Origin of the sequence: Flavihumibacter petaseus NBRC 106054 (assembly GCF_000974785.1) — a bacterium.
In the GTDB taxonomy this organism is placed as follows: Bacteria; Bacteroidota; Bacteroidia; order Chitinophagales; family Chitinophagaceae; genus Flavihumibacter; species Flavihumibacter petaseus.
The window spans coordinates 1,340,937-1,366,944 of sequence record NZ_BBWV01000001.1 but is presented as its reverse complement, the minus strand read 5'-3'; the positions used below and the strand labels follow the sequence as shown (position 1 = coordinate 1,366,944).

The following is a 26,008-nucleotide window of genomic DNA, read 5'->3' as shown; positions in this document are numbered from 1 at the left end:
AAGGGCACCGTAACTGGTGCCTTTTTTCTTTGCCACACTTTAAGTTTCTTTGCAGCGATGTTCCCTTTTCCCGCATTTCAGGAGGCTTTTGATCAGTACCGCTGCTGTGTGTTGGTGCCTACCTATAATAATGACGGTACCCTCGGTGCCGTTATCCGGGGCGTACAGGAATATACCCGCAATATCTTCGTGATCAACGACGGGTCCACTGATACGACAACCACCCTGCTGGAAGCATTTTCTGATATAACAATAATCAGTTATACGCCTAACCGTGGCAAAGGATATGCACTCAGGCAGGGATTTGCTGCCGCAGCCGCAGCGGGTTACGATTATGCGATCTCCATCGATGCCGACGGCCAGCATTACCCCGCCGACCTGCCCATTTTCCTGGACGCCCTCTCACAAAACCCCGGTGCCCTCATAATAGGCGCAAGGAACCTCGGTGCTACGGCCAACGTACCCGGGAAAAGCAGCTTTGGCAACCGGTTCTCCAATTTCTGGTTCAAACTGTATACCGGCATCAGCGCCCCCGACACACAAAGCGGCTACCGCCTGTACCCCCTTCATGCAATGTCCGGCATGCACTTCTATACCCGCAAGTATGAATTCGAAGTGGAAGTGATCGTTCGCGCAGCCTGGAAAGGCATTCCCTTGTTATCGGTTCCCGTACAGGTGTACTACCCACCGGCTGCAGAACGGGTATCGCATTTCCGTCCGTTCAAAGACTTTACCCGCATCAGCGTGCTGAATACCGTGTTTTTTGCAATCGCCTTCCTGTACATCAAACCCCGCGACTTTTTCCGGCAACTGCTAAAAAAAAACCAGCGAAAGGAACTGATTCAGAAACTATTTGAACCCGGACAGACCGCCGAACGAAAAGCAATATCGATTGGCTTTGGCATCTTTATGGGAATCGTCCCCATCTGGGGCTTCCAGCTGATCGTCGGGATCTCCCTGGCTGTACTCTTCAGGCTGAATAAGGCACTTGTCATCGCCGCTGCCAACATCAGCATACCTCCCATGATCCCCCTGATCATTTATACCAGTTTCCTGGCCGGCGCCCCATGGATGGGTAATGCAGCCAGTCATCTTACGCTGGATACCAACCTGTCGCTGGCATCCATTCAAACCAACCTGCAGCAATACCTGCTGGGCAGTGTCACCCTTGCCATCGTTGCGGGACTTGTCATCGGGCTGCTATCTTATCTTGTGATGAAATGGGAGCGAATATTTTCCTGGTAATATACCGTTACTTCCGGAACCACCCCTGGGTCTTCCGGCTCTGCTTCGCCGCGGCCCTTGCGCTCCCGGCCATATTTGCGTCACGGATAAAACTGGAGGAAGATATCACTGCCATCATTCCGCAGGACGAAAAAACCAAACAGATCGACGCGCTTTTCCGGCAGAGTAAAGTGCTTGATAAAATGATCCTCACTGTCGCCTGGCGGGATAGTATTCCTCAGCCCGACAGCCTGGTCCAGGTAACAGATTCCATAGCAGCAGTATTGCAGGGCCGCCTTGCACCCCTTGTAAAAGATGTTTACTGGCAGGTGGATGAAGCCACCAGCAGGCTACTGCTGGAAAAGATCCACGAACAACTGCCGCTGTACCTCGAAGAAAAAGACTATACCGCCATCGACTCGCTGATCTCCGCTGAAGGACTGCGTGCCCAACTCAACCGGAATCTCCGCTTGCTGAGCTCTCCGGCCGGACTCGCACTGAAACCTTTCATCGCCGCAGACCTGGCAGGCATTGGCAACCCTGCATTGAAGCGATTACAATTGCTGCAATTCGACCAGCAGTTCACCCTTTACGATGCGCATATCCTTACCAGTGATCAAAAGGAAGCTGTATTGTTTATTGATCCTGCATATTCAAAAAACAACACTGCCAAAAACGCCCTCCTGCTGCAGGCGCTGGACTCCCTGAAAGATGACCTGCAACGGTCACATCCGCAGATCAGCATCCGGTATTTCGGCGGCACTGCCGTGGCAGTGGGTAATGCCTTACAGCTCCGGCGTGACAGCCTGCTGTCGCAGGGACTGACCGTACTGTTTCTCATTGTCTTTCTGGCCTGGTATTTCAGGAGGGTAATGGCGCCCGTACTGGTACTGGTACCGGCAGTAATGGGCGGATTACTGGCATTGGCCGTGATCGCGCTCTTCAACGGTTCGATTTCCGTTATTGCACTGGGAATGGGTTCCATCGTACTTGGAATCGCCGTGAATTACTCCCTTCATGTGTTCAATCACTGCAGGCACGAACATGATATGGAGCAGGTGCTGCGTGACCTCACCTGGCCGCTCACGATCGGTGGCGTAACCACCATCGGCGGCTTTCTCTGCCTGCTTTGGGTGGAATCCCCGCTGCTGCAGGATCTTGGAAGATTTGCCGCGATCAGTCTGGCCGGTGCCGCCGCTTCCAGCCTTATCTTTCTGCCGCCGCTCCTGCAACCCGGCAGCAGGAAAAAAAGCACTGCAGTTGATAAGGCGCATACTCCCGAAGCCCACACCTACAGCTGGTTGGACCGGTTTTCAAACATCCGGTTTGAAACAAATAAATGGCTGGTGTTCACCATCCTGGTGCTCACCGTATTCTTCGGATGCTTTATATCGCGGGTAACCTTCGAACCTGACCTCAACCGGATGAACTACATGTCAGACAGCCTCCGGAGTGCGCAGGACCATGTGAACCAGCTGAACGCGTTTGCGTTGCAGTCGGTATATGTAGTAGCGGAAGGCAAAGACCTCGAGGATGCCCTACGCCACCAGGATCAGCTGACCGGTAAACTGCAGCAGCTGGAAAACAGTGCCATCATCAAAAAATATTCAGGCCTGCAGCCGCTGCTCATATCTGATTCCTTACAACAGGTACGGATCGATCGCTGGAACCGCTACTGGACACCGGAGAAAAAAACATGGTTGCTGAATAACCTGAAAAAGGAAGGCACCGCGATCGGTTTCAGTGAAAAAGCATTTCAACCGACAGCTGCCTTGCTTCAAAAAAACTATCACCCTGTTGGCGATAGCATGGCCGCCGGCCTGAACAGGGAACTGACCGATAATTACCTCATCCGCGACAGTGGGTCAGTGAAACTGATCACCCTGGTAAAAACCGGGAATGAACAGAAAACCGCAGTGTATGAAGCCCTCCACCAGCAGCCTGGCGTTACAGCAATCGACATGCAGTATGTTACCGCCAGGCTCGTAGACATGGTGCGCAAAGATTTTAACCGGATCAGCTGGATGGCGGCCGCAATCGTCTTTGGCGTTCTGTTGCTGTCCTTCGGCAGGATTGAGCTCACCCTGATTGCCTTTCTGCCTATGCTGATCAGCTGGATCTGGATCCTGGGTATCATGGGACTGACCGGAATGTCATTCAACATCGTCAACATCATAATTTCAGCACTCATATTTGGCCTTGGTGATGACTACAGCCTGTTTACTCTGGAGGGATTGCTGCAGGAATATAAGACCGGAAGGAAAAATCTCGGATCGTTCCGCTCCAGTATCTTGCTTTCAGCCATCACCACACTAGCAGGCCTTGGCGTGCTGCTTTTTGCACGTCACCCCTCCCTGCGCAGCATCGCCGGGATTGCCATTACCGGCATCGGCAGTGTGGTATTGATCTCGCAGGTCATGATCCCTTTCCTGTTTCGGTTCCTCATTACCGGTAGGACGGCCAAAAACAGGTTCCCGTGGACGGCCTGGTACCTGTTCACCTGTATAGTGGCGTTCACCTATTTTGTAGTGGGTGCACTTGTGCTCAGCATCATCGGGTTCCTGTTGCTGAAAGCAAATCCTTTCGCCGGCGACCGCTGTAAAAATGTTTATCATTGGTTCCTCGCCAAATTCGCGTGGACCCAGTTGCATGTGATGGGAAATGTTAAAAAGCAACTGATCAACACAACGGGAGAAGATTTCTCTCGTCCTGCGGTAATCGTCAGCAACCATCAATCTTTTCTGGATATCCTTGCTCTGATGCTGTTGCATCCGAAGATCATTCTCTTTACCAACGAATGGGTCTGGAACTCTCCGGTTTTTGGTTATGTGGTGAAACTTGCCGATTATTTCCCTGTCAAAAAAGGTGTTGAAGATAATATCACGAACCTCCGGAAACTGGTTGAAAAAGGCTATTCCATTGCAGTGTTTCCGGAGGGTACGCGGTCGCCCGACGGCCAGATGAAACGGTTTCACAAAGGGGCATTTTATCTTGCTGATCAACTGGGAATTGATATCCTTCCTGTGCTTCTGCGCGGTACCGGATATACGATGAGTAAATCTGATTTCATGCTGAAGGATGGGACTATCCGCACCGAGATCCTTCCCAGGATCAGGCAGGACGATACCCGGTTCGGCAATGATTACAGCGAACGGACCAAAGCAATCGGGAAATATTTCCGGGACCTGTACGCCACACCGGTTGCCGGTGTTTATGACGTGGATGGCTATCGGGAAAAACTGATCGCCAACTACCGCTATAAAGGCCCCGTGCTGGAATGGTACCTCCGCATCAAAAGCCGCCTGGAAGACAATTACCGGATTTTTGACAAACTTATGCCACGGGACGGGCATATCCTGGATGCAGGATGCGGTTATGGTTTTCTCTCCTGCATGCTGCAATACACGTCTCCCGGAAGAACCATCACCGGGCTGGATTATGATGAGGAGAAAATAGCGGTGGCAGATCATGGCTTTACCAAAACAGGGAAGCTCCATTTCCAGAAAGCCGATCTTACTGCCTGGAACTGGGGAAAATACAACGGAATTCTGATTCTCGATGTCTTGCATTACCTCGCACCCGCTGACCAGGAGAAAGTAGTGGGGAATGCATTGGACAGCTTACTGCCCGGCGGTGTGCTGATCATACGGGAAGGCAATGCGGATTTGGTTAAAAGGCAGGAAGGGACGAAATTGACAGAATTGTTTTCTACCCGGATACTGGGATTCAATAAAACAGGCGGTGACGGGCTGCACTTTTTATCGGGCAGCAGCATTCATGCCTGGGCATCTGCCAAAGGCTTTGTAGTAGAAGAAATCGACAACACGCGGCATACCGCGAATATCATTTACGTGCTGAAAAAATCAAATGAAACCGTCGGACAGGCAATATGATATTGTAATAGTGGGAAGCGGACTGGGCGGTCTGCTCTGTGCTGCCATCCTCGGAAAGGAGGGGTACCGGGTATGTGTACTCGAAAAGAACCGCCAGTACGGAGGCTGCCTGCAGAGCTTCTCCAGGCGCAAGGTGCTGTTTGACAGCGGCGTCCATTATATGGGTGCCCTTGGGCCCGGCGAAACACTGTACCAGATCTTTAAATATGCCGGTGTGATCGGAAATGTGCGCCTGGAGAAAATGGATGAGGCGGTTTTTGACCGTATTGTATTCCTGGAAGATGGAAAGGAATATGATTTTGCGCAGGGTTATCCCGCGTTTCTCGGTGAACTGGAAAAACACTTCCCCGAAGAATCCGCTGCTATAAGGCAATATGGCAGTTTCATGCAGGAGGTTTGCAGGCGTTTTCCATTGTACCGGCTCGAATGGGGGGAAGGCCTCGCCGAAAAAATGTCGGTACTTGATATTCCGGCCAGTGATTATATCGCTACGCTCACGGAGAATAAAAGGCTACGGGAACTGATGGCCGGGAACAACCTCCTCTACGCCGGTATCGAAGGCAAAACGCCGTTCTATGTGCATGCACTGGTACTGAACAGTTACATACAGAGTTCCTGGAAGTGCCTGGATGGCGGATCGCAGATCACCCGCTTTCTGATAAAACAGATCAGGAACCAGGGCGGTGAACTGTTTAACCATTGTACTGTCACGGCATTGGAAGATGAAAATGGCCGGCTGGTGGCTGCAAGATTGAAGGACGGCACCAGGGTGATGGGGGATTCCTTTATCTCCAACCTGCACCCGCAACAAACGCTGGCGATGACCGACAGTACCCAGCTCAGGCAGGTTTACCGTCGCCGCATAGGAGAATTACAGAATACCATCTCCTCCTTTTGTGTATATGCTGTGCTGAAGCCAGGCAGCATTCCCTACGAGAAGCACAATTATTACCTGCACGCCCGCGATGGAGTCTGGAAAGCCATTTCCTGCGAGCGCGATCAATGGCCGATGACCTGCTTTGTTCATTTCAGCGCAAGCTCCCATGCCATAGATTACGCCGAGTCTGTCACACTGATGACCTACATGCCTTTTGAGTGGGTAGCCCAATGGTCGGATAGCTTCAATACAGATGCCGAACCCGGCGATCGCGGAAAGGAGTACGACGCCTTTAAAAAAGAAATGGGCGACCGGCTTATTGCCCTGATGGAACAAAGGTTTCCCGGTATCTCCGAGGCAATGGAATTTGTATACCACTCTACACCCCTGTCATATCGGGATTATATCGGAACTTCGGACGGTTCCCTGTATGGCGTGGCCAAGATCGCGGACGATCCGATCAGTGGAATTATCCCTTCCCGTACCCGGATCCCCAACCTCCACCTTACAGGGCAGAACCTGTTATTGCATGGCTTACTGGGAGTATCAGTTGGCGCTTTGCAAACCTGCGCCGGTTTTACGGACCCTGAAAAACTATTAGAAAAGATCAAAAATGCGTAGACTCCGCCTGTTGGTTAAAGGCCTGTTGTATAGTATTGGCGTGCTGTTGATGTTACTGCTGATCGGCTTTAGTTACTTGTATATAGTAGCCCAGGTGGATCCCCCTGATATAACCGATCGTTCCGCTGAAAACCTCCGGCGCAGGGAAGTATCCCCCGGATTTTTTACGCTCGGTCCCAACTGGTTCCGGAAGAGCCGGTCCGGACTATATGAATTGTATGTGGAAGGAAATGATTTTGAGCGTGGCGTCATTAACGGCAAACTGACCGGTGAGCTGGTCCGCCGCCAGGAAGATCACTTCGCCGCACAGATCGAAAAAATGATCCCGTCGTCCTTCTACCGACATTTCCTTAAATATTTCATCGGGTGGTTCAACCGCAAGTTGCCGGCGCAGGTGAAAGAAGAATATAAAAGGGAGATCTACGGCATCTCTTTATCAGCTTCCGACAAGTACGGATATATCGGCAAACCTTATCAGCGGCTGCTGAATTATCACGCAGCCCATGATATCGGTCATGCCCTTCAAAGCATGGCGCTGGTGGGGTGCACATCATTCGCCACCTGGGACGGGCACTCTGCAGACAGCAACCTTATCATCGGCAGGAACTTTGATTTCTATGTAGGCGACAAGTTTGCAGAAGACAAAATCGTTGCGTTCATGAAACCGGCTAACGGTTATGGCTATATGACCGTAACCTGGGGCGGATTCACCGGCGCGGTTTCCGGTATGAATGAAAAAGGACTTACGGTTACCATCAACGCGGCCAAAACAGCAATGCCCAGCGGGTCTGCAACACCGGTATCCCTCGTGGCCCGTGAAATCCTGCAGTACGCTGCTGATATAAAGGAAGCGCTGGCCATTGCAAACTCCCGCCATATGTTCGTGTCGGAATCCTTTCTGGTAGGTTCTGCGGCTGATAATAAGGCTGTAGTGATCGAAAAAACGCCTGACTCCCTGGACGTTTATGATCCGCACCGGAACTATATTATTTGCGCCAACCATTTTCAAAGTCCGAAAATGCTGCATTCCCCTGCGAACGAACAGCAGATGAAGGAAAGCGCCTCCCCCTACCGCTATGAAAGGGTAGAGGCATTGTTACAGCAGGCGCAACAGAATACCGTCAGGCAGACGGTCGCCATCCTGCGCGACTATAAAGGAAACGGGGGAACTGATATCGGGTTAGGCAACGAGAAAGCCATCAATCAGCTGATCGCCCATCATTCCATTGTGTTTGAACCAAAGAAAAGGAGGGTTTGGGTATCTACTGCACCCTGGCAGCTGGGGCCGTTTCGCTGTTATGACCTGAATAAGGTTTTCAGCCTCCGCGGCATGCAGGTTGACCAGGAGATCGCCGACAGCAGCCTGACCATACCCGCAGATAGTTTGTTATTTTCGCCGCGGTTTGCAGATTTCGAGCGGTTCCGCAGTTACCGGCAGCGATTGCTGGACGGCGGACATGTAGCGCCGGACAGTATTGTAACAAGTAATCCCACCTACTACCACAGCTATGTGCTGGCAGGTCAGGAAGCACGATACAGGAAAGATTATACCGCTGCGCTGGCTTATTACCGCAAAGCCCTCACCCTGGAAATCGCAACGGCACAGGAAAAGAAGGCTATCGAAAAAGCGATCGCAGACTGTTTAAAGCTATCGGAAGAAAAATGATCCTCGGCACAGGGATAGATATCGTTGAAGTGCAGCGGGTGGCCGATTCCATCTCCCGCAGGCAGGGATTCCTCGAAATGGTTTTTTCGCCGGAAGAGATCCGGTATTGCCGGAAGCAGGCGCATCCCGAGCAACATTTCGCCGCCCGTTTCGCCGCCAAGGAAGCATTTTTCAAGGCCCTTGGAACCGGCTGGACCAATGGTACCGCATTCCATGAAATCGAAATCGTGCATAACGGAAAGGGTCAGCCGCAAATTCATTTGTTGGGTGAAACAGCCGTAACGCTCGGATCCTATGCCATCAGTAAAATGCATGTATCCCTTTCTCATCAACCCACCATGGCAACTGCCGTTGTTATTCTTGAGTCATAAAGTATGTACGATCCATCTATAGCATTCCATGATCCGGCAGCAATCCGGCAACTGCAGGAAACAAAACTGCAGGCGCTGATACCCTATCTCGCAGCGCGGTCACCTTTTTACCGACGCCTGTTTGAACAGCATGGTATTGATCCGGCCGGCATCTGCAAACTGGAAGACCTCCGGCACCTGCCGGTCACCGAAAAGGAAGATATTCAGTTGCACAACTGGGATTTCCTGACGGTGCCACGCGAAAATATTGCCGAATACATGGCGAGTTCGGGAACACTCGGATCGCCTGTTACCATCGCATTGACGGCCGCCGACCTTGACCGGCTCGCGTATAACGAATATTGCTCATTTGTCACTTCCGGCGGTACTGCTGCCGACCGGTACCAGCTGATGCTCACGCTCGACCGCCAGTTCATGGCCGGTATCGCCTATTACCTCGGCATCCGGAAACTCGGTGCAGGACTCGTGCGGGTAGGGCCGGGTGCACCTTTCCTGCATTGGGATACCATCCGCCGTATTCAGCCAACTGTTTTGGTGGGCGTACCGTCCTTCCTGATCAAATTGCAGGAATTTGCCATGCACAATGGTATTGATCTCCAGAACACACCAGTGAAAACTGTGATCTGTATCGGCGAAAGCATCAGGGATGAACTGGGAAACCTTAACCGGCTCGGTCAAAAGATCAGCGAAGGCTGGCCTGTACAACTGATCAGCACCTATGCTTCCACCGAAATGCAGACTGCCTTTACGGAATGTGTTCATGGCACAGGTGGTCATATGAATCCCGAACTGATCATTCTCGAAATACTGGATGAACACAATCAGCCGGTAGCCGACGGTATGCCGGGTGAAGTAACAATCACTACGCTCGGCGTGGAAGGAATGCCCCTCCTGCGTTACAAGACCGGCGATATCTGCATCCGGCAACGCGGAACCTGTGCCTGTGGCCGGCAGACAGACAGGCTTTCGGCCGTGCTGGGCAGAAAAAAACAGATGATCAAACTGAAAGGAACCAGTTTTTATCCGCCGGCTTTGTATGATCTGCTTCACGGAATTCCCGAAGTGGTAGACTATGTAGTGGAACTGCAATCGAACGAATGGGGCACTGATGAAGTCCTTTTGCATCTGCAGGTACAGGAGCCTTCTGAAGCAACAGAAGCACGGATCCGGGAGCTGTTGAGGTCCCGCCTGCGGGTGATTCCGGGGATCCGTTTTTTGTCGGGGCAGGAATTGCACAGGATTCAATTTCCCGAAGGCGGCCGGAAAGCCCAGAAATTATTGGATAACCGGTAGTCTCACGCATTGGGTGGATACAGGCATTTACTTTATTTTTGGACCTTCTTTTAACCGCCCAATAAACGTTGACATTGATTACCGAGAAACATTTGTCCCTATCAGACTTCAAGGAAATTGTGTATGATGAGAAGCACGTTTCCCTGGATCGGGCTATCCTGGAAAAAGTAGCGAAGAACCACGACTTCCTCAAAGGCTTTGCATCCAACAAAATCATATACGGTATCAATACCGGCTTTGGTCCGATGGCGCAGTACCGGATCAGTGAGGACAACCTGATCGCACTGCAGTACAATCTCATCCGAAGCCACAGTTCCGGAAGCGGCAAGCCAATCGATCCGATTCTCGTGCGCGGACTGTTGCTGGCGCGGCTGAATAATTTTCTGCAGGGATATTCCGGGGTACATCCTGAACTGGTAGAACTGATCGTTAACCTGCTCAATAAAAAGATCTATCCGGTCATTTATGAGCATGGTGGCGTTGGCGCAAGCGGCGACCTTGTTCAACTGGCGCACCTGGCACTCTCGCTCATCGGAGAAGGTGAAGTTTGGTACCAGGGTGAGATCCGCTCAACAAAAGAAGTCTTCAGTGTAACAGGCATCAAACCGCTTACTATACATGTCCGCGAAGGGCTGGCACTGATCAATGGCACCTCTGCCATGACTGGTATCGCCATGATCAACCTGATCCAGGCGAAAAAACTATTGGAATGGTCTGTGTTCCTGAGCGCTATGACCAACGAGGTAGTAGAGGCTTATGACGATCATTTCTCCCATGAACTGAACCACGTTAAACATCATCCCGGTCAGCAGATCGTGGCGGCAATGATGCGGAACCTGCTGAGCAACAGCCAGATGATCCGCAGCCGCAAGAAGCATCTGTACGAAGGCGACAAGATGGACCAGGATGTATTTGAAGACAAGGTTCAGGAGTATTATTCCCTCCGCTGCATTACCCAGGTACTCGGTCCCATACATGATACTATTTCCCAGGCGGAGAAAGTGATTGTTGCAGAATTCAATTCTGTGAACGACAATCCGATCATCGATCACGAGAACGCAAATATTTTCCACGGTGGCAATTTCCATGGTGACTATGTGTCACTGGAGATGGACAAACTGAAGATCGCCATCACAAAACTGTCGATGCTGAGCGAACGCCAGCTCAACTACCTGCTGAATGCGAAACTGAATGAGAAGTTCCCGCCATTCCTCAACCTGGGAACGCTGGGGTTGAATTTCGGTATGCAGGGTATGCAGTTTACAGCGACCAGTACGGTGGCTGAAAACCAGACCTACAGTATGCCCATGTACATACACAGCATTCCGAACAATAATGACAACCAGGATATCGTGAGTATGGGTTGCAATGCCGCATTGCTCACCAGGAGAGTGATCGGAAACTCTTTCGAGGTGCTGGCCATCCAGATGATGACCGTTCTGCAGGCAGTGGACTTCCTGGACTGTACCGGCAAAATGGCCAGTGCCACACTGGCGCTTTATCGCGAGATCCGGGCGATTTTCCCGGTATTTACCGATGATCAGCCGCGGTACAAGGATCTCGACAGGGTCAAAAAACATTTTGAAACAGCGGAGCCCGTTTTCAGCAGTGTTCACCGGGCAGGCGCCAATGCCGCTGTTCTGGCCTGATGCAATGAAAAAATCAAGATTCTCATGGTAGCAAAAAAATCAGTGCTCGTCACTGGCGGGTCAAGGGGTATCGGCAGGGCCATCTGTGTGAGGATGGCAGCTACGGGCCTCTATGTGCTCATCAATTATAAGGGAAATATTGCTGCGGCGCAGGAGACCCTGGAAATGGTAAAGGCGGCAGGCGGCGATGGCGAATTGCTGCAATTTGATGTGAAAGAAGTGGAGCAGGTGAAGGCAGTGCTGGGGGGCTTTATTGAAAATAATCCGGACAAGCCAATCGAAGTGCTTGTCAACAATGCCGGTATCAAAGACGATACCCTCATGATGTGGATGAAGGATGAACAATGGGAAAATGTACGTGGAACCAGCCTCGATGGCTTTTTTTACGTGACCCGTGAAGTGCTGAACGGGATGCTGCTCCGGAAATCAGGGCGTATCGTCAATGTGGTTTCCCTGTCAGGATTGAAGGGGATGGCGGGTCAGACCAATTATTCCGCCGCCAAAGCGGGGGTGATCGGCGCTACCAAGGCCCTTGCCCAGGAGATCGCAAGAAGGGGTATCACCGTGAACGCGGTAGCACCGGGATTTATCCACACTGATATGACCGGTGACCTGAACGAGAAGGACCTGAAGCAGCTGATTCCGGCCCAACGCTTCGGAAAACCAGAGGAAGTAGCCCATGCTGTTGCATTTCTTGCTTCCCCGGAATCGGGTTATATTACAGGTATCGTATTATCCGTTAACGGAGGTTTATATACATAGGCAGGTATGAAAAGAGTGGTGATAACAGGTATGGGGATCTATTCCTGCATTGGCAAAAACAAGGAGGAAGTGCGGCAATCTCTTTTTGAGGGGAAATCCGGTATTATTCTGAGCCAGGCAAGAAAGGAATTTGGTTACCGGTCAGGCCTGACTGGCTGGGTCGACCGTCCAAACCTGAAGGGGGTACTCGACAGGCGCGCCAGGATCATGTTGCCGGAACAGGGCGAGTATGCCTATGTAGCCACCCGCGAAGCACTGGAACAGGCAGGGATTACTGAACAAATGCTGATCGAAAGAGAGGTTGGGGTGATGTATGGCAACGACAGCTCTGCGGAACCTACGGTAGTGGCAACCGACCTGATCCGTGAAAAAAAGGACACCACATTGCTGGGTTCCGGTTCTGTGTTTCAGACCATGAACAGCACGGTGACCATGAACCTGGCGACCATTTTTCACCTGAAGGGCATCAACCTGACGGTAAGTGCGGCCTGTGCCAGCGGTTCCCATTCCATCGGCCTGGGATATCATTTTATAAAAAGCGGATTACAGGAAACCGTGATCTGTGGCGGCGCCCAGGAGCTGAATATTTATTCCATGGGCAATTTCGACGCCCTGTCAGCGTTTTCGGTGCGGGAAAATGATCCTGCAGCGGCATCTCGACCATTCGATAAAAACCGTGATGGCCTGATTCCCAGCGGTGGCGCAGCAACAGTCATCCTGGAAAGCCTGGATTCCGCACTGGAGAGAGGCGCGACAATTCTCGGAGAAGTAGTAGGTTACGGCTTCTCTTCCAATGGTGGTCATATTTCCAACCCGACGGTGAACGGTCCGGTCAGGGCGCTCCGGATGGCGCTCAAAGATGCTGACCTTGCACCGGAGAGCATTTTCTATATCAACGCACATGCAACGTCAACACCTGCGGGAGACTCAAGTGAGGCGAAAGCGATTGATGAAGTTTTTGGCAGGAGCCGCCCCTATGTAAGTTCAACAAAAAGCATGACGGGGCACGAATGCTGGATGGCCGGTGCCAGTGAAATCGTGTACTCAATGTTGATGATGGAGCACGGATTCATCGCGCCAAATATTAATTTTGAGGAGCCGGACGAAGATTCGGCCAAACTGAATATCGTGAGCAAAACGATCAGTGCGGAATTCGACTGTTTTCTATCCAATTCTTTTGGATTTGGCGGCACGAATTCTTCCCTGGTCATCAAGAAGTATCAACCCAAATAAACCTTACATGGCAACTGAGTTAATTGAAAAGATCAATCATTTCCTGGCAACGGAATTCGAGGTGGACGTAAATGACATCACAGCGGAAGGGAATATGAAAGAAGTGCTGGATCTCGACAGCCTGGACTACATCGATATGGTGGTAGTGATCGAGAATAATTTCGGCTTCAAAGTGAAACCGGAAGATTTTACCGAGATCATTACTTTCCAGGACTTCTATGATTACGTAGCACAACGCATCAACACTAAAGAACTGGTATAATGCCTTCCTGGCAGGGGAAATCGAAAACAACACCCCTTGGCTACCGCATATTTGTCTGGGTTCTCCGTACCCTCGGCCTCATGCCGGCCTACGGGTTACTCACTGTTGTAGCAATATACTATTGCTTTTTTTCCCCCGTTTCAACCCGAAACCTCCAAGTTTATTTCAGGCAGCGACTGGGATACGGAAAATGGAAAACCTGGCGCAGCATCTATAGCAATTACTATTGTTTTGGACAAACGCTGATCGACAAGATCGCCGTTCAGGCAGGTTTGCAAACACCGTTTACCTTCGATTTTGACGGTGAGGAACACCTGCGGCAAATGGTCGCCGGTGGCAGGGGAGGATTACTGATCAGTGCGCATATTGGTAACTGGGAAATTGCCGGCCACCTTTTGAAAAGACTGAATACCACCATCAACGTGGTGATGTTCGACGGTGAGGACGAAAAGATCAAGGCATACCTGGAACAGGTGACTGGTGGAAGGAACATGAAAGTGATACTTATCAAAGCCGATCTTTCGCATATTTTCGCGATTCATGCAGCTTTGGAAGCCAATGAACTCGTATGCATGCATGCCGACCGCTTTGTGGCCGGCAACAAAACCGTGCAGGCGGAGTTCCTCGGTGCACCGGCGCATTTTCCGGCCGGCCCTTTTGTACTGGGGGCAAGACTGGGGGTACCGGTTTCCTTTGTTTACGCGTTCAAGGAATCCGCTACCCACTATCATTTTTTCGCCAGCGAACTGAAAAGTTACGGGGAGCCAGACCGGAAGGAAAGGGAACAAAAGATGTTAGCGGATTTCCTTCGGGAAACAGCGGCAAAAACCAGGCAGTACCCGTTGCAATGGTTTAACTATTATGATTTCTGGAAAGCTGATGCTGGTTGATATTGACCATATAACAGAACTTATTCCGCAAAGGCCTCCCTTTGTGATGATCCATACACTGTCACACCATGACGGTGTAAAAACCGCCACCACCTTCAGGGTAATGGCGGGAAATCTATTTTTGCAGGATGGTGTGCTGGCACCCACTGCCCTGGTGGAGAATATCGCCCAGACTGCAGCTGCCGCCGCAGGTTACCAGGCAAAGCAGTCGGGTGAAAAAGTGAAGATCGGATTCATCGGTGCCATCAAAAATCTCCAGGTTTTTGGTGAGGCCCGTGAAGGTGATCTGCTTGAAACCGAGACCATTCAGGTTCAATCCGTATTTAATGTTTCGATAGTGGAAGGAAAGGTATTTTGCAGGGGAAAACTGCTGGCCAGTGGCGAGATAAAGATCTTCTTACAACCCGAATCATAAAAACGAACAGCAATGAAAAGGATTTTTGCAGCAATGCTGGCCATTCTCGTAATGGGATTCAGCAACAACAGCCAGGCGCAGGGTAAAGCACTTGCTGCCGAGGCACCGCTAACTTACCTGGGCATCGACTTTACAGCCGTTAAAGTGATCAATGACTTGTCTACTACTGCTGAAGACATCAAAGCACGTCATTTTGCAGGCATCAACCAGCTGTTCCTTTCCGAACCCAAAAAATTTGATTGGGGCAAAGCGCTGGGGATGAGTAATGTGACGACCGACCTGGCACTGGTAACTGCAAGAAACGAACAGATCGAGCCCAAAAGCATCATGTCCACCAATATCGCAGATGAATCACATCTCAAAGAAGCCGATATTGCTAAAATGGTATCTCAATACGATTTCAAAGGCAAAACAGGCACTGGACTGATCGTATTCTGGGAGTCTATGAGCAAGACTTCTGAAAGCGGCAGCATGTATGTCACCTTCGTGGATATGGGCACCAAAAAAGTGCTGCTGACCGAGAGAATGGCTGGTAAAGCCGGTGGCTTTGGTTTCCGGAACTATTATGCCAATTCGATCTACAAAGTGCTACAGGACGTTAAAAAGAACAAGATCGCCGGTTGGCGGACCCAGATATGAAACAAAAATCCCTGAGCTTTTCGACAGAGATCGTTGTCCGCTTTAATGAAGCCGACCCGCTCGGCATCGTGTGGCATGGCCACTATGTGCGGTATTTTGAAGATGGTCGGGAAGCTTTCGGACAGGCCTTCAAACTGAGTTACCTGGACGTTTACAAAAATGGGTATTCCGTTCCCATCGTCAGCGTGCAGTGTGAATACAAGAAATCACTGCGGTATGGCGACAGGATGGTGATAGAAACAACTTATACACCCAGCGCAGCGGCCAAGCTCTGTTTCAGCTACAAGCTGTACAACGCCGCAACAAGAGAACTGGTAGCCAAAGGTTCAACCGTTCAGGTATTTCTGGACCTTGCTACCAATTCGCTGCAACTGGTTAATCCCCGGTTCTTTGCCGAGTGGAAGAAGAAATATGAAATGAGCGAGGTGGATGAATAGTGCGTTGGTTTACATACAGGCAGATGATGTATGCAGCCCACTGGGAAATGGCACTGCTGCTGTGCTCGACGCCATGCTGTCGGGTCAGACAGGTTTACAGCTGCAGCAATTGGAAGGCTGGGAAGGCCGTGATATTTGCGCCGCTTTATTCCAGCCGCATCACTGGGCTGCCATGCAGGAAACTGCCGGTGCTGACCTGACGCCCTTTGAAACACTCCTGCTCAGCAGTATCCGCGGCTGCCTTAAAAATTACCCGGTAGATCTTTCCCACCCGCGGACCCTGCTGGTACTGGCTTCCACAAAAGGGAATATCGGACTGCTTCAACCCGAAGATGCGCTTGCACAGGAACATACCGCACTGGTCGTATCATCTGCTAAAATAGCAAAGGAGCTGGGTTACCACGGTGATCCATTGCTGGTTTCCAATGCCTGTATCAGCGGGCTCAGCGCTTTGCTGGTTGCGAAAAGACTGATGCAGGCCGGCCTGTACGACCGCGCTGTAGTGGCGGGGGCAGATTGCCTGAGTCCTTTTATCGTAGCAGGATTCCAGTCTTTCCAGGCGCTGAGCAGCGAGCCCTGCCAGCCTTTTGATGAACACCGCAAGGGAATTAACCTGGGAGAAGGAGCAGCAACAATGATCCTTAACCTGGAACCCTCCCCATGGATCCTTTCCGGAGGTGCCACTTCCAGTGATGCCAACCACATTTCCGGGCCATCCCGCACGGGAGAGGAAATGGCCCATGCCATCCGGCTTGCCCTTCAGGAAGCAGGGGTACAGGAAACCGACCTGGGCTTTATCAGCGCCCATGGAACGGCCACCTCTTTCAACGATGAAATGGAATCCAAAGCATTTTTCCACAACGGGTTGACTAAAACACCCGTATTCAGCCTTAAACCTTATTTTGGACATACCCTCGGCGCAGCCGGCCTGCTTGAAGCAGCCATCTCGCTGGAAGCCCTGCGCCGTAACGTTGTACTGGGCTCACCCAACTATAAGGATCACGGTGTCAGTTCACCCATAACCGTAGCAACCCAAAACCAGCAGACAACCGGTTTGAATCACCTCCTGAAAACAGGTTCCGGATTCGGTGGTTGCAATGCGGCAATCGTCATCAGTAAAGCAATAACAAGCAGCGTAGGACAATGAATCATTTTTCGAAATTTAACCTTTCCGCTATTCAGGCAAAGGAAGCAGCACAGAGGATCGCATTCGGACCGGTTATGTTCCAGGCTGCCCAGGCAATGCGCAGAACCGGCTTATTGATGACCGTTCGCAATGCACGCAATGCAGGCATTACACTGGAAGATGCCGCGGAACAAACTGGCATTCCCGTTTATGGCGCACGGGTACTGATGGAAGCGGGTCTTGGCATGGAAGTTTTCACTGTAGACGATAACGGTCTTTACCGCATCACCACAACAGGATACTTTTTACTTTTTGACGACCTGACCATCGCCAACCTCAATTTCGTGGATGATGTATGCTACGACGGACTGGCGTTCCTGGAAGAAAGCATCCGGAATGGAAAACCGGAAGGACTCCGGGTATTCGGAAAATGGGATACCATTTATGAAGGCCTGAGCCGGTTGCCCGAAGATGTGCAGAAAAGCTGGTTCGCCTTCGATCACCATTATTCCGACGGATCTTTTCCCCTGGTCATTAAAATAGTTTTCGAACTTGGCGTTCAGAAAATGATCGATATCGGCACAAATACCGGTAAATGGGCACTTGCCTGCCTGGCTTATCATCCTGATGTGCACATTACCATGATGGACCTGCCGGGGCAATTGCAGATCGCAGAAAGACGCGTCAGGGAAAAGGGATTTGCCGACCGCACTACCGCCATCCCCGTCAATATACTGGATGAAAATGCAGTTATTCCGAAAGGACACGATACGATCTGGATGAGCCAGTTCCTTGACTGCTTTTCAGAACAGGAAATCACCTCTATCGTGCGCCGCTGTTATGATGCCCTGGATGAAAACGGAAAACTGCTCATCCTCGAAAACTTCTGGGACGTCCAGGAACATTATGTAGCCGCACTGACCATTCAGATGACCTCGCTTTATTTTACAGCATTGGCTAACGGGAACAGCCAGATGTATGATTCACGGGTGTTCATCAAAGCCGTTGAAGCCGGCGGATTTTATGTAGAAAAACAAATCAACCATATCGGCGAAGCAGGCCATACCCTCCTGGTTTGCCGTAAAAAACCTATTCCACCCACCCACTAAATCAACGAACGTGCAAAACACCAAGACTGATGTACTGGTAATCGGTGCCGGGCCTTCCGGATCGGTTGCAGCAGCCATCATCAAAAAAGCCGGCTATGATGTGACCATTGTAGAGAAACTGCAATTTCCCCGCTTCGTGATCGGTGAAAGCCTGCTGCCCCGTTGTATGGAAGCACTGGAAGAAGCCGGTTTCCTCAACGCCGTTAAGGCAAAAGGATTCCAGGAGAAATTTGGGGCAAAATTTGTAAAAGATGGAATGATTTGCGATTACTTTTTTGCTGATCAGTTCACCAAAGGGTACAGCTGGACCTGGCAGGTACCGCGTGCCGAATTCGACCTCACCCTCGCCACCTGTTGTGAAGAGATGGGTATACCCCTTCACTACGAAACAACAGTAACCGATATAAAATTCAACGGATCCGATTCCGTGACCACCGTGGTGGACAAAGACGGCAACGCCTCCACCATCGAAGCGAAATTCATCGTGGATGGCAGCGGTTACGGCAGGGTAATCCCTAAGCTGTTCAATCTCGACAAGCCATCTTCATTACCCGGCAGGAAAGCGCTCTTCTGCCATATGAGAGATGAGAAAAGATTAACAGTGCATGAACCCAACCGGATCACTATTGTAACGCATAAACCCGGTGTCTGGATCTGGGTGATACCTTTTTCTTCCGGCATCACTTCCGTAGGGTATGTAGGGCATCCCGAGTTTTTTGCCCAATATGAAGGCAACAACACAGAAGTATACGATCAGCTGATCCAGGACGAACCATACCTGGCGGAACGTTTCAAAGACGCAGAAAAGATCTTCGATACCCGCGTGCTCGAAAGCTGGTCTTCCACCACCGATAAATTCTATGGCGAAGGCTTTGTACTCACCGGCAACGTAACTGAATTCCTTGACCCGATCTTCTCCTCCGGCGTAACCCTGGCCACCGTTTCAAGCCAGAACGCTGCGCACCTGGTGATCCGCAAACTCAAAGGTGAGGAGATCAACTGGGAGAAAGAATATATGGAGCCGGTTATGCAGGGCGTGAATACTTTCCGCACTTACGTGAACTCCTGGTATGATGGAACACTCGACAAGATCTTCTTCGCCAAAAAACAGGATGAGGAGATCAAGAAAAAGATCTGTTCCGTTCTCGCGGGTTATGTGTGGGATCTGGAGAATCCATTTGTGAAGCGCAGCAGTTACGAAGTACACAAACTGGCCCGGATACTTGACATGAGACAAATCATAGACGAGGAAGCCGGTGCCTGAGTCTGACACATATATTCAGGCGGCCTGCAGGATCAATGCAAAAGGCGTTTGGGTTAACAGCGGGCAACTGCCGCTGGAATTTTCGGGTACCCTCACTGACCAGCTGCAGGCGCTGTACAGGCATTTATCACCCGGTTATCCGAAATGGTATAAGATGGATCGCCTGTCGCAGCTGGGTGTACTGGCTGCAGAACTTATCATGCGAAATGCACCGTATGGAGAAACAGCGCCCTTCGGAAGAGCGATCGTGTTACAGAACAGTCATTCTTCGCTGGATACGGATCTCCGTTTTGCCGGTCAGCTGAAGGATCTGCCCAGCCCGGCGGTATTTGTGTACACCCTGCCCAATATTGTGACAGGTGAGATCAGTATCCGGTTCGGCTGCAAGGGGGAGCAGGCTTTCTTTCTCGCTGCAAAACCCGACTGGACAACGATTTACCAGTACACAAAAACGCTTTTTAGAGAAGGAAATACGGAGTTTTGCCTTACCGGATGGCTGAACCTTTATGGGTCATCTATGGAGGCCATACTCTTTGCCGTGGGAAACCGTCCCGGAACGGCAGGAACAATAGCATTTACACCCGAAAACTTACTTCAATACTATGAACAGGGAAGCGTTAATTGAGACTTTGAAAGGGCAGATCATCGAGCAACTTAACCTGCAGAAGGTAACGGCAGCTGACATTAAGACCGATGATCCGCTGTTTGGTGAAGGGTTGGGACTGGATTCCATCGACGCACTGGAACTGATGGTGCTGATGCAGCAGCATTATAAAGTGAAACTGACCAACCCCGATGAGGGACCGAAAATTTTTCAATCAGTAGGAACGATGGCTGATTTTATCATTGCCAATGTCAAATAAGGTTTACATAGCAGGAATGGGTGCTCGCTCCGCCATCGGAAATACGGTGGAGGAAAACCTGGCTGCCCTGCGCAGCGGCGAAACAGGCCTGGGGCCTATACGGTACCTCGATACTGTTCACCGCAATGCGTTTCCGGCAGGGGAAGTGAAGCACAGCAATGCTGAACTGGCGGCACTGTGCGGCTGGCAAGGCACCAACAGCCGGACCGCCATGCTCGGCTACCTTGCCGCGAAAGAAGCCCTGGAAGATGCCGGAATCCCCCTGGATGACCTTCGTTGCGGGTTGATCAACGCTACTTCAGTGGCCGGGATGGATCTGACTGAAGAATTCTTCCCGGCTTTTCTGAATAACCATCACTCCGGCCGCCTGCGGCAGGTGGTGCAGCACGAATGCGGAGCCATCAGCCGCATCATGTCAGGTGCACTGGGCATTCATGATTTTGTGACGACCATCAGTACTGCCTGTTCCTCTGCAGCCAATGCCATCATGCTCGGAGCCCGGATGATCAGGGCAGGAAGGCTTGACCTGGTTGTTGCCGGCGGCACTGATGCGTTGTCACGCTTCACCCTCAATGGCTTCAACACCCTGATGATCCTGGACCATGAATTGTGTCAGCCATTTGATCAGCAACGCAGGGGACTTAACCTCGGCGAAGGTGCCGGATACCTGGTGCTCATCAGTGAAGCGCTGAAAACGAAACTGGGTAGATCACCCGAAGTAACTGTTAGTGGTTATGCCAATGCAAATGATGCACACCACCAGACAGCGTCATCCCCGGAAGGTGCCGGTTCCTTTATCGCGATGAAAGCCGCGCTTGAAATGAGCGGACTTTCAGTATCAGATATTGACTACATCAACCTTCATGGCACAGGAACCCAAAACAACGATGCATCCGAAAGCACTGCGATCCGGCGGATCTTCGGCGATGCATTGCCGAGAATGAGTTCCACTAAGGGATTCACCGGTCATACGCTTGCCGCATGCGGTGGCATAGAAGCCGTTTATGCAATATCAGGCATACTCGGTCAATGCCTGTTTCCCGGCCTGCGAATTGTTGATCCGGTAATTCCCGAAGCCGGTGTAATGGTCAATCAATATGAAACCGGCCAGTCTGTTCAACACGTGCTGTCGAATTCATTTGGATTCGGCGGTAATTGCTCCACCCTGATCTTTTCCCGCAGCTGATGTATATACAAGCCGCTTCCTGCATATCGCCCCAGGCCGGATTCCGCGAAAATGATTTTCCCGGCGTACCCGTGTTTCCAATCGGAGAAAAAATAACACTCCGCGAACCGGATTATGCTGCGTTCATTGACTCCAAACTCATCCGCAGGATGAGCCGGATCATCCGCATGGGCGTAGCTACAGCAATGGATGTACTTCAGCAGGCTGCTGTGACAATGCCGGATGCCATCCTGACCGGAACGGCATATGGCTGCCTCGATGATACCGGTGTTTTCCTGAGAAAGCTGGTGGAGAACCAGGAAGAAATGCTCACGCCGACAGCCTTTATTCAGTCCACGCACAACACGGTAGGCGCGCAGATCGCCCTGATGCTGAAATGCCATGCCTACAACAACACCTACGTGCAACAGCACTTCTCCTTTGAATCAGCATTACTGGATGCCTTGCTGTTGTCGCACGAGAAACCGGATGCTGTCATACTAGCGGGAGCAGCAGATGAACTGACCAGTTACAGTCACACGATCCTGAAACGTTTCGGCCTGTTCCGCCAGCTGGCGGCAGGAGAGGGCGCCGCATTTTTTCTTTTGTCGGCTGAACCAAATAACAATATTGTCAGCACTGGCCCGCGTACCAGGGTGAACGGTGTTGAATTCTTTACCGGCGATACCACGGCAATGGACAGCCGGATGGAACGACTCACTATGAAGTACGGACAGCCCGACCTGGTGTTGACCGGAAATGCAGGGACAGATCCCTTACCCGGAGTACCGCATTATTATTACAAGCCTCTTTGCGGCGAATTCCCTACTGCCAGTGCCTTTGCCACCTGGATGGCAACCCGTTTGCTTGACCAGCAGGGATTACCGGAATGGTTGCCTGCAGGTGACGCTTCTTACCTTCGTCGTATCTGGATCCATCAAAGCGACAGCACCGGCCACCATGCTGTCATATTGCTCGAGAAATGAACAGCTTCCGCGCCATAACACTGTTCGTAATACTGCTGCTGGCCGCCGGTCTTGTGGGCGGATGGCAATGGTACAATATCGTCCTGTTGCTTTTCGGATATTCCATCCTGCTGTTCTGGGGAAGCTACCGCGTCGACTCACAATTTTTTATGCCCGTGATCTGCCAGGGCGATAAGTCCGGTAAAAAGATTGCCATCACCTTTGACGATGGACCAGACTCAACGCTTACACCACAGGTACTTGACCTTCTCCGTAAAGAGAAAGTACCGGCTACTTTTTTTGTGATCGGAAACAAACTCAACGGCCAGGAAGCATTACTGCAGCGCGCGCATACAGAAGGACATATTATCGGGAATCACAGCTTCAGTCATGCCCCGCTCTTTGACCTCTATTCATCCAAAAGAATGCAGCAGGAGCTTGCCGAGGTGAATGCCCAACTCTTTTACATACTGCATAACCGGCCCCGGTTTTTCAGACCACCCTATGGCGTGACCAATCCCAACCTGGCAAAAGCCGTCCGTAGAACCGGCATGAAAGCCATCGGCTGGAATGTCCGCTCGCTCGATACTGTCACCCCCGACGACGATAAATTATTCGAACGGGTTATGCGATCTTTGCAGCCCGGAGCAATCCTGCTGTTCCATGATACCATGCCCGTAACCCTCCGCATACTACCGCAGTTGATAGCCGGCGCAAGGGAATTGGGATACGAATGGACCAGCCTCGACAAGCTGATAAATGAAGCACCTTATGAATAGAATGTTTTTTCTGTGCGCCCTGATGGTGCTGGGGCTGACCCTTCACGCACAATACAAAGGATATACACCTATAAAGGATCCCGCGGCTTTTCAGACGGCATTCGCCGCGGCAGCTCAGAAGACAAACAGCTTCCGTGCTGATTTCGTGCAGGAAAAGAACCTCAGCCTCCTGGAAGAAAAGATCGTGTCCAAAGGTAAATTCTGGTTCAGAAGAGAAAACCTGGTACGCATGGAATACCAGCAGCCGTTTCAGTATCTGATGATCATCAACGGGAACCTCGTGCACATCAAAGACGGGCAGAAAGAAAATACGGTATCCGTAAAATCCAACCGGCTGTTTCAAAAGATTAACACGATCACGATCGACTGCGTACGGGGAACCGCACTGCAGAACGGAGACTTCCAGTCGAAGGTATTTGACGGGCAACAGTATTTTCTGCTGGAACTGGTGCCGGTGTCAAAGGAACTGAAAGACCTGTTCGCGAAAATCCTGCTGTACCTCGACAGGAAAGATTATTCTGTACAGCGTATCGATATGGTGGAAAATGGTGGCGACAATACCCTCATTACCTTCAACCAGAAAGAAGTCAATGTACAGATCCCAGATGCGGTATTTGCAGTTAAGAAGTAGGTACGTTGCCTTGTGGCTATTGGCTGCAGGGACGCTGACGTCCTGTGGCAATGCCTATAAAGGGATGACGGCTGTGGCAGCTCAGGCAGCTCCCCTGGAATCGCTGCAACCGGTATTTCATTCGGAACTCTACCGCAGCCAGGTGGATATCACCGGCCGCCACCTCAGTGGACTTTTACTGATCAAAACAATGCCGGACAGCAGTCGCCGGGTAGTCTTTTCAACCGAGACCGGTTTCAAGTTTTTTGACTTTGCATTCGACAGTACCGGCACATTCAGCGTCATCCAGATCATGGACAAGCTCAACAAAAAGGTAGTGATCAGTGCACTGAGAAATGATTTCGACCTGCTCCTGATGCTGCGGTCAAAATATCCACCCGATATAACAGCCATGCACAAGGGGCAATTATACCGCGGCTTTAAACTGGGTGGAAAAACTTTCTGGTACGTTACACCTGCAGATGGAACCACGCTCGATCACGCAGAACTGGGTGCCAAAAGGAAAATACTGGCTGAAGCAAAATGGTTTCCGGGCAACGGTACTGCGCCGGATTCTATCAGCCTGGTGCACCATAATTTTCACTTTACCATTGACCTGAAAAAACTGGAAAGATGATCGTCAACGGACAAATCTGCGGGATCTCAAACCTGCAGGAAAACGGGGGAGTTATAACAGCGGAAATTCAATGGCACCCGGAACATGCAGTGTTCGCGGGGCATTTCCCCGGCCAGCCGGTAGTGCCGGGGGTATGCATGATGCAGCTCGTTCAGGAAATACTGGAAGTTGCCAGGCAGCAAAAACTGTTGCTGGTCAGCGCCGCCAATATCAAATTTCTCAACTTCATCGATCCCCGAGTTCACGGCAATGTAAACCTTGACATCAAAGTGGTGAAGGAAGCAGAAGGGCTCACGCAAATCAATGCAAACCTTTTTGCCGGTGACGTTACATTCTTTAAATACCAGGCAGCTTACAGGCAGATCATCGTGTAGTAGAGATCCTGGTTCACGTTTTTGTAACCCGTGTCAAAAAGCCTTTTCCATTCCTCGCAGAATTGTTTTTTTTCTTCTGCAGACATTCGTGTGGCAAGCTCTTTGGCGTCGCGGGTGGAATGTTTTCCCTGCATGGCATTGGTGAAGGCAATCGCCCTGAGTTTATAAACAGATGGTTTATCGGATGTTGTTTCAAGGGCTTTGTCGTAGTATTCGAAGCCGGCTTTCAGTGCACCTTCTTTCACTTTAAAATCACCTTTCTGAATCAGGTATGCCGGGTTGGCGGGATCAAGTGCAATGGCCTTGTCAATGTCCTGGTAGGCCTCCGTGGATTTTTTCTGTTTCCAGTCGAGGTCAGCCAGTTTTGAATAGATTGTTGCGCGGTCTTTGGTATTCTGATTCTTTTCTGATAAAGCAATTATGGCATTGTAATCATCAGTAGCGGCTGTCAGGTTATTCTGGTTGAAATGTGCATCTGCTTTTTCAAACAACGCAGCGATACTCGTGTTCTTAGAAGCTTTTATCGCCAGGTCGGCAGCCTGGATAGCTTCGTCATACCGCTTCAATCCATTCAGCGCTTTAGCCTTTCCGACATTACCCTGCTCTTTGGCATCTTTGGCCGAACATTTCGATAAAACTTTTTCAAATGTAGTCAGGGCTTCATCATATTGCTGACTGTCATTGGCCGCATTACCTGCCTGAACCATCTTGTAACACTTGTTCGACATGGTGATCAGACTCTGGCAGAAAGCTGCGGAAGATACCAGCATTAACAGCAGGAAGAGTTGGATACTTTTCATAAAACATTAGTTAGTTGAGCTGTTATATTTGGGCGAAATGTACCATATTTTAGCCGTTCGCAGATCGGCGGATTGACTTAATTT

26 protein-coding genes are annotated in these 26,008 nt (G+C 50.8%); 25 read left to right on the top strand and 1 reads right to left on the bottom strand.

Annotation, left to right across the window (positions count from 1 at the left end):
* Positions 1-57 precede the first annotated feature (57 nt).
* The 25 genes from FPE01S_RS05730 (at position 58) to FPE01S_RS24645 (ending at position 25,124) form a co-directional block, all read left to right on the top strand.
* Entirely contained in the window at positions 58-1,245 is a 1,188-nt protein-coding gene (locus FPE01S_RS05730; RefSeq protein WP_046367858.1) for a DUF2062 domain-containing protein, read from the top strand.
* Complete coding sequence (locus tag FPE01S_RS05725) at positions 1,221-5,117, top strand: trifunctional MMPL family transporter/lysophospholipid acyltransferase/class I SAM-dependent methyltransferase (RefSeq protein ID WP_046367857.1); 3,897 nt, start codon at positions 1,221-1,223, stop codon at positions 5,115-5,117. Before FPE01S_RS05730 ends, FPE01S_RS05725 begins: the two co-directional genes overlap by 25 nt.
* Complete coding sequence (locus FPE01S_RS05720) at positions 5,092-6,615, top strand: phytoene desaturase family protein (protein ID WP_046367856.1); 1,524 nt, start codon at positions 5,092-5,094, stop codon at positions 6,613-6,615. Before FPE01S_RS05725 ends, FPE01S_RS05720 begins: the two co-directional genes overlap by 26 nt.
* A complete protein-coding gene (locus FPE01S_RS05715; protein WP_046367855.1) occupies positions 6,608-8,281 on the top strand; it encodes a C45 family autoproteolytic acyltransferase/hydrolase in 1,674 nt (557 codons plus the stop codon). The genes FPE01S_RS05720 and FPE01S_RS05715 overlap by 8 nt, the downstream gene beginning before the upstream one ends.
* On the top strand, positions 8,278-8,652 hold the full coding sequence (gene acpS / locus FPE01S_RS05710; protein ID WP_046367854.1) for a holo-ACP synthase: 375 nt from the start codon (positions 8,278-8,280) through the stop codon (positions 8,650-8,652). Before FPE01S_RS05715 ends, acpS begins: the two co-directional genes overlap by 4 nt.
* A gap of 3 nt (positions 8,653-8,655) precedes the next feature.
* Positions 8,656-9,945, top strand: coding sequence for a flexirubin biosynthesis putative acyl-CoA ligase FlxY (gene flxY / locus FPE01S_RS05705; RefSeq protein WP_046367853.1), 1,290 nt, complete (start codon positions 8,656-8,658; stop codon positions 9,943-9,945).
* A 74-nt stretch (positions 9,946-10,019) separates the two neighbouring features.
* Positions 10,020-11,594, top strand: a complete 1,575-nt coding sequence (gene flxA / locus FPE01S_RS05700) for a flexirubin biosynthesis tyrosine ammonia-lyase FlxA (protein ID WP_245623947.1) — start codon at positions 10,020-10,022, stop codon at positions 11,592-11,594.
* A 24-nt stretch (positions 11,595-11,618) separates the two neighbouring features.
* The gene (gene flxB / locus FPE01S_RS05695) at positions 11,619-12,356 is read left to right on the top strand and encodes a flexirubin biosynthesis SDR family reductase FlxB (protein WP_046367852.1); all 738 of its coding nucleotides are present in this window, start codon (positions 11,619-11,621) and stop codon (positions 12,354-12,356) included.
* A 6-nt stretch (positions 12,357-12,362) separates the two neighbouring features.
* Complete coding sequence (locus FPE01S_RS05690; protein WP_046367851.1) at positions 12,363-13,589, top strand: beta-ketoacyl-[acyl-carrier-protein] synthase family protein; 1,227 nt, start codon at positions 12,363-12,365, stop codon at positions 13,587-13,589.
* Between the two features lie 7 nt (positions 13,590-13,596).
* Positions 13,597-13,851, top strand: coding sequence for an acyl carrier protein (locus FPE01S_RS05685; RefSeq protein ID WP_046367850.1), 255 nt, complete (start codon positions 13,597-13,599; stop codon positions 13,849-13,851).
* Positions 13,851-14,741, top strand: a complete 891-nt coding sequence (locus tag FPE01S_RS05680) for a lysophospholipid acyltransferase family protein (protein WP_046367849.1) — start codon at positions 13,851-13,853, stop codon at positions 14,739-14,741. The genes FPE01S_RS05685 and FPE01S_RS05680 overlap by 1 nt, the downstream gene beginning before the upstream one ends.
* Positions 14,713-15,156: an ApeP family dehydratase gene (locus tag FPE01S_RS05675; protein WP_052955534.1), complete on the top strand. Its 444-nt coding sequence runs from the start codon at positions 14,713-14,715 to the stop codon at positions 15,154-15,156. The genes FPE01S_RS05680 and FPE01S_RS05675 overlap by 29 nt, the downstream gene beginning before the upstream one ends.
* A gap of 12 nt (positions 15,157-15,168) precedes the next feature.
* The gene (locus FPE01S_RS05670; RefSeq protein ID WP_046367848.1) at positions 15,169-15,795 is read left to right on the top strand and encodes a hypothetical protein; all 627 of its coding nucleotides are present in this window, start codon (positions 15,169-15,171) and stop codon (positions 15,793-15,795) included.
* Entirely contained in the window at positions 15,792-16,232 is a 441-nt protein-coding gene (locus tag FPE01S_RS05665) for an acyl-CoA thioesterase (RefSeq protein ID WP_046367847.1), read from the top strand. The genes FPE01S_RS05670 and FPE01S_RS05665 overlap by 4 nt, the downstream gene beginning before the upstream one ends.
* Positions 16,225-17,379, top strand: coding sequence for a beta-ketoacyl-[acyl-carrier-protein] synthase family protein (locus tag FPE01S_RS05660; protein ID WP_046367846.1), 1,155 nt, complete (start codon positions 16,225-16,227; stop codon positions 17,377-17,379). Before FPE01S_RS05665 ends, FPE01S_RS05660 begins: the two co-directional genes overlap by 8 nt.
* The gene (locus FPE01S_RS05655) at positions 17,376-18,467 is read left to right on the top strand and encodes a methyltransferase (protein WP_046367845.1); all 1,092 of its coding nucleotides are present in this window, start codon (positions 17,376-17,378) and stop codon (positions 18,465-18,467) included. Before FPE01S_RS05660 ends, FPE01S_RS05655 begins: the two co-directional genes overlap by 4 nt.
* A gap of 10 nt (positions 18,468-18,477) precedes the next feature.
* Positions 18,478-19,731, top strand: coding sequence for an NAD(P)/FAD-dependent oxidoreductase (locus tag FPE01S_RS05650; RefSeq protein WP_046367844.1), 1,254 nt, complete (start codon positions 18,478-18,480; stop codon positions 19,729-19,731).
* The gene (locus tag FPE01S_RS05645) at positions 19,724-20,356 is read left to right on the top strand and encodes a beta-ketoacyl-[acyl-carrier-protein] synthase family protein (RefSeq protein WP_052955533.1); all 633 of its coding nucleotides are present in this window, start codon (positions 19,724-19,726) and stop codon (positions 20,354-20,356) included. The genes FPE01S_RS05650 and FPE01S_RS05645 overlap by 8 nt, the downstream gene beginning before the upstream one ends.
* Positions 20,334-20,594 carry a phosphopantetheine-binding protein gene (locus FPE01S_RS05640; RefSeq protein WP_046367843.1) on the top strand — a complete coding sequence of 87 codons (261 nt, stop codon included), beginning with the start codon at positions 20,334-20,336 and terminating at the stop codon, positions 20,592-20,594. The genes FPE01S_RS05645 and FPE01S_RS05640 overlap by 23 nt, the downstream gene beginning before the upstream one ends.
* Entirely contained in the window at positions 20,584-21,780 is a 1,197-nt protein-coding gene (locus tag FPE01S_RS05635) for a beta-ketoacyl-[acyl-carrier-protein] synthase family protein (RefSeq protein WP_046367842.1), read from the top strand. Before FPE01S_RS05640 ends, FPE01S_RS05635 begins: the two co-directional genes overlap by 11 nt.
* Positions 21,780-22,745 (top strand): beta-ketoacyl synthase chain length factor, encoded by a 966-nt coding sequence (locus FPE01S_RS05630; protein ID WP_046367841.1) that lies wholly within the window; start codon positions 21,780-21,782, stop codon positions 22,743-22,745. The genes FPE01S_RS05635 and FPE01S_RS05630 overlap by 1 nt, the downstream gene beginning before the upstream one ends.
* Positions 22,742-23,503: a polysaccharide deacetylase family protein gene (locus FPE01S_RS05625; protein ID WP_052955532.1), complete on the top strand. Its 762-nt coding sequence runs from the start codon at positions 22,742-22,744 to the stop codon at positions 23,501-23,503. Before FPE01S_RS05630 ends, FPE01S_RS05625 begins: the two co-directional genes overlap by 4 nt.
* Complete coding sequence (lolA2, locus tag FPE01S_RS05620; protein ID WP_046367840.1) at positions 23,496-24,134, top strand: flexirubin biosynthesis/transport protein LolA2; 639 nt, start codon at positions 23,496-23,498, stop codon at positions 24,132-24,134. Before FPE01S_RS05625 ends, lolA2 begins: the two co-directional genes overlap by 8 nt.
* Positions 24,094-24,750 carry a flexirubin biosynthesis protein LolB2 gene (gene lolB2 / locus FPE01S_RS24650; RefSeq protein WP_169749133.1) on the top strand — a complete coding sequence of 219 codons (657 nt, stop codon included), beginning with the start codon at positions 24,094-24,096 and terminating at the stop codon, positions 24,748-24,750. The genes lolA2 and lolB2 overlap by 41 nt, the downstream gene beginning before the upstream one ends.
* A complete protein-coding gene (locus tag FPE01S_RS24645) occupies positions 24,747-25,124 on the top strand; it encodes an ApeI family dehydratase (protein WP_052955530.1) in 378 nt (125 codons plus the stop codon). The genes lolB2 and FPE01S_RS24645 overlap by 4 nt, the downstream gene beginning before the upstream one ends.
* Here FPE01S_RS24645 and FPE01S_RS05605 read toward each other — a convergent pair.
* On the bottom strand, positions 25,103-25,924 hold the full coding sequence (locus tag FPE01S_RS05605; protein ID WP_046367839.1) for a tetratricopeptide repeat protein: 822 nt from the start codon (positions 25,922-25,924) through the stop codon (positions 25,103-25,105). The genes FPE01S_RS24645 and FPE01S_RS05605 overlap by 22 nt on opposite strands.
* Positions 25,925-26,008: the final 84 nt, after the last annotated feature.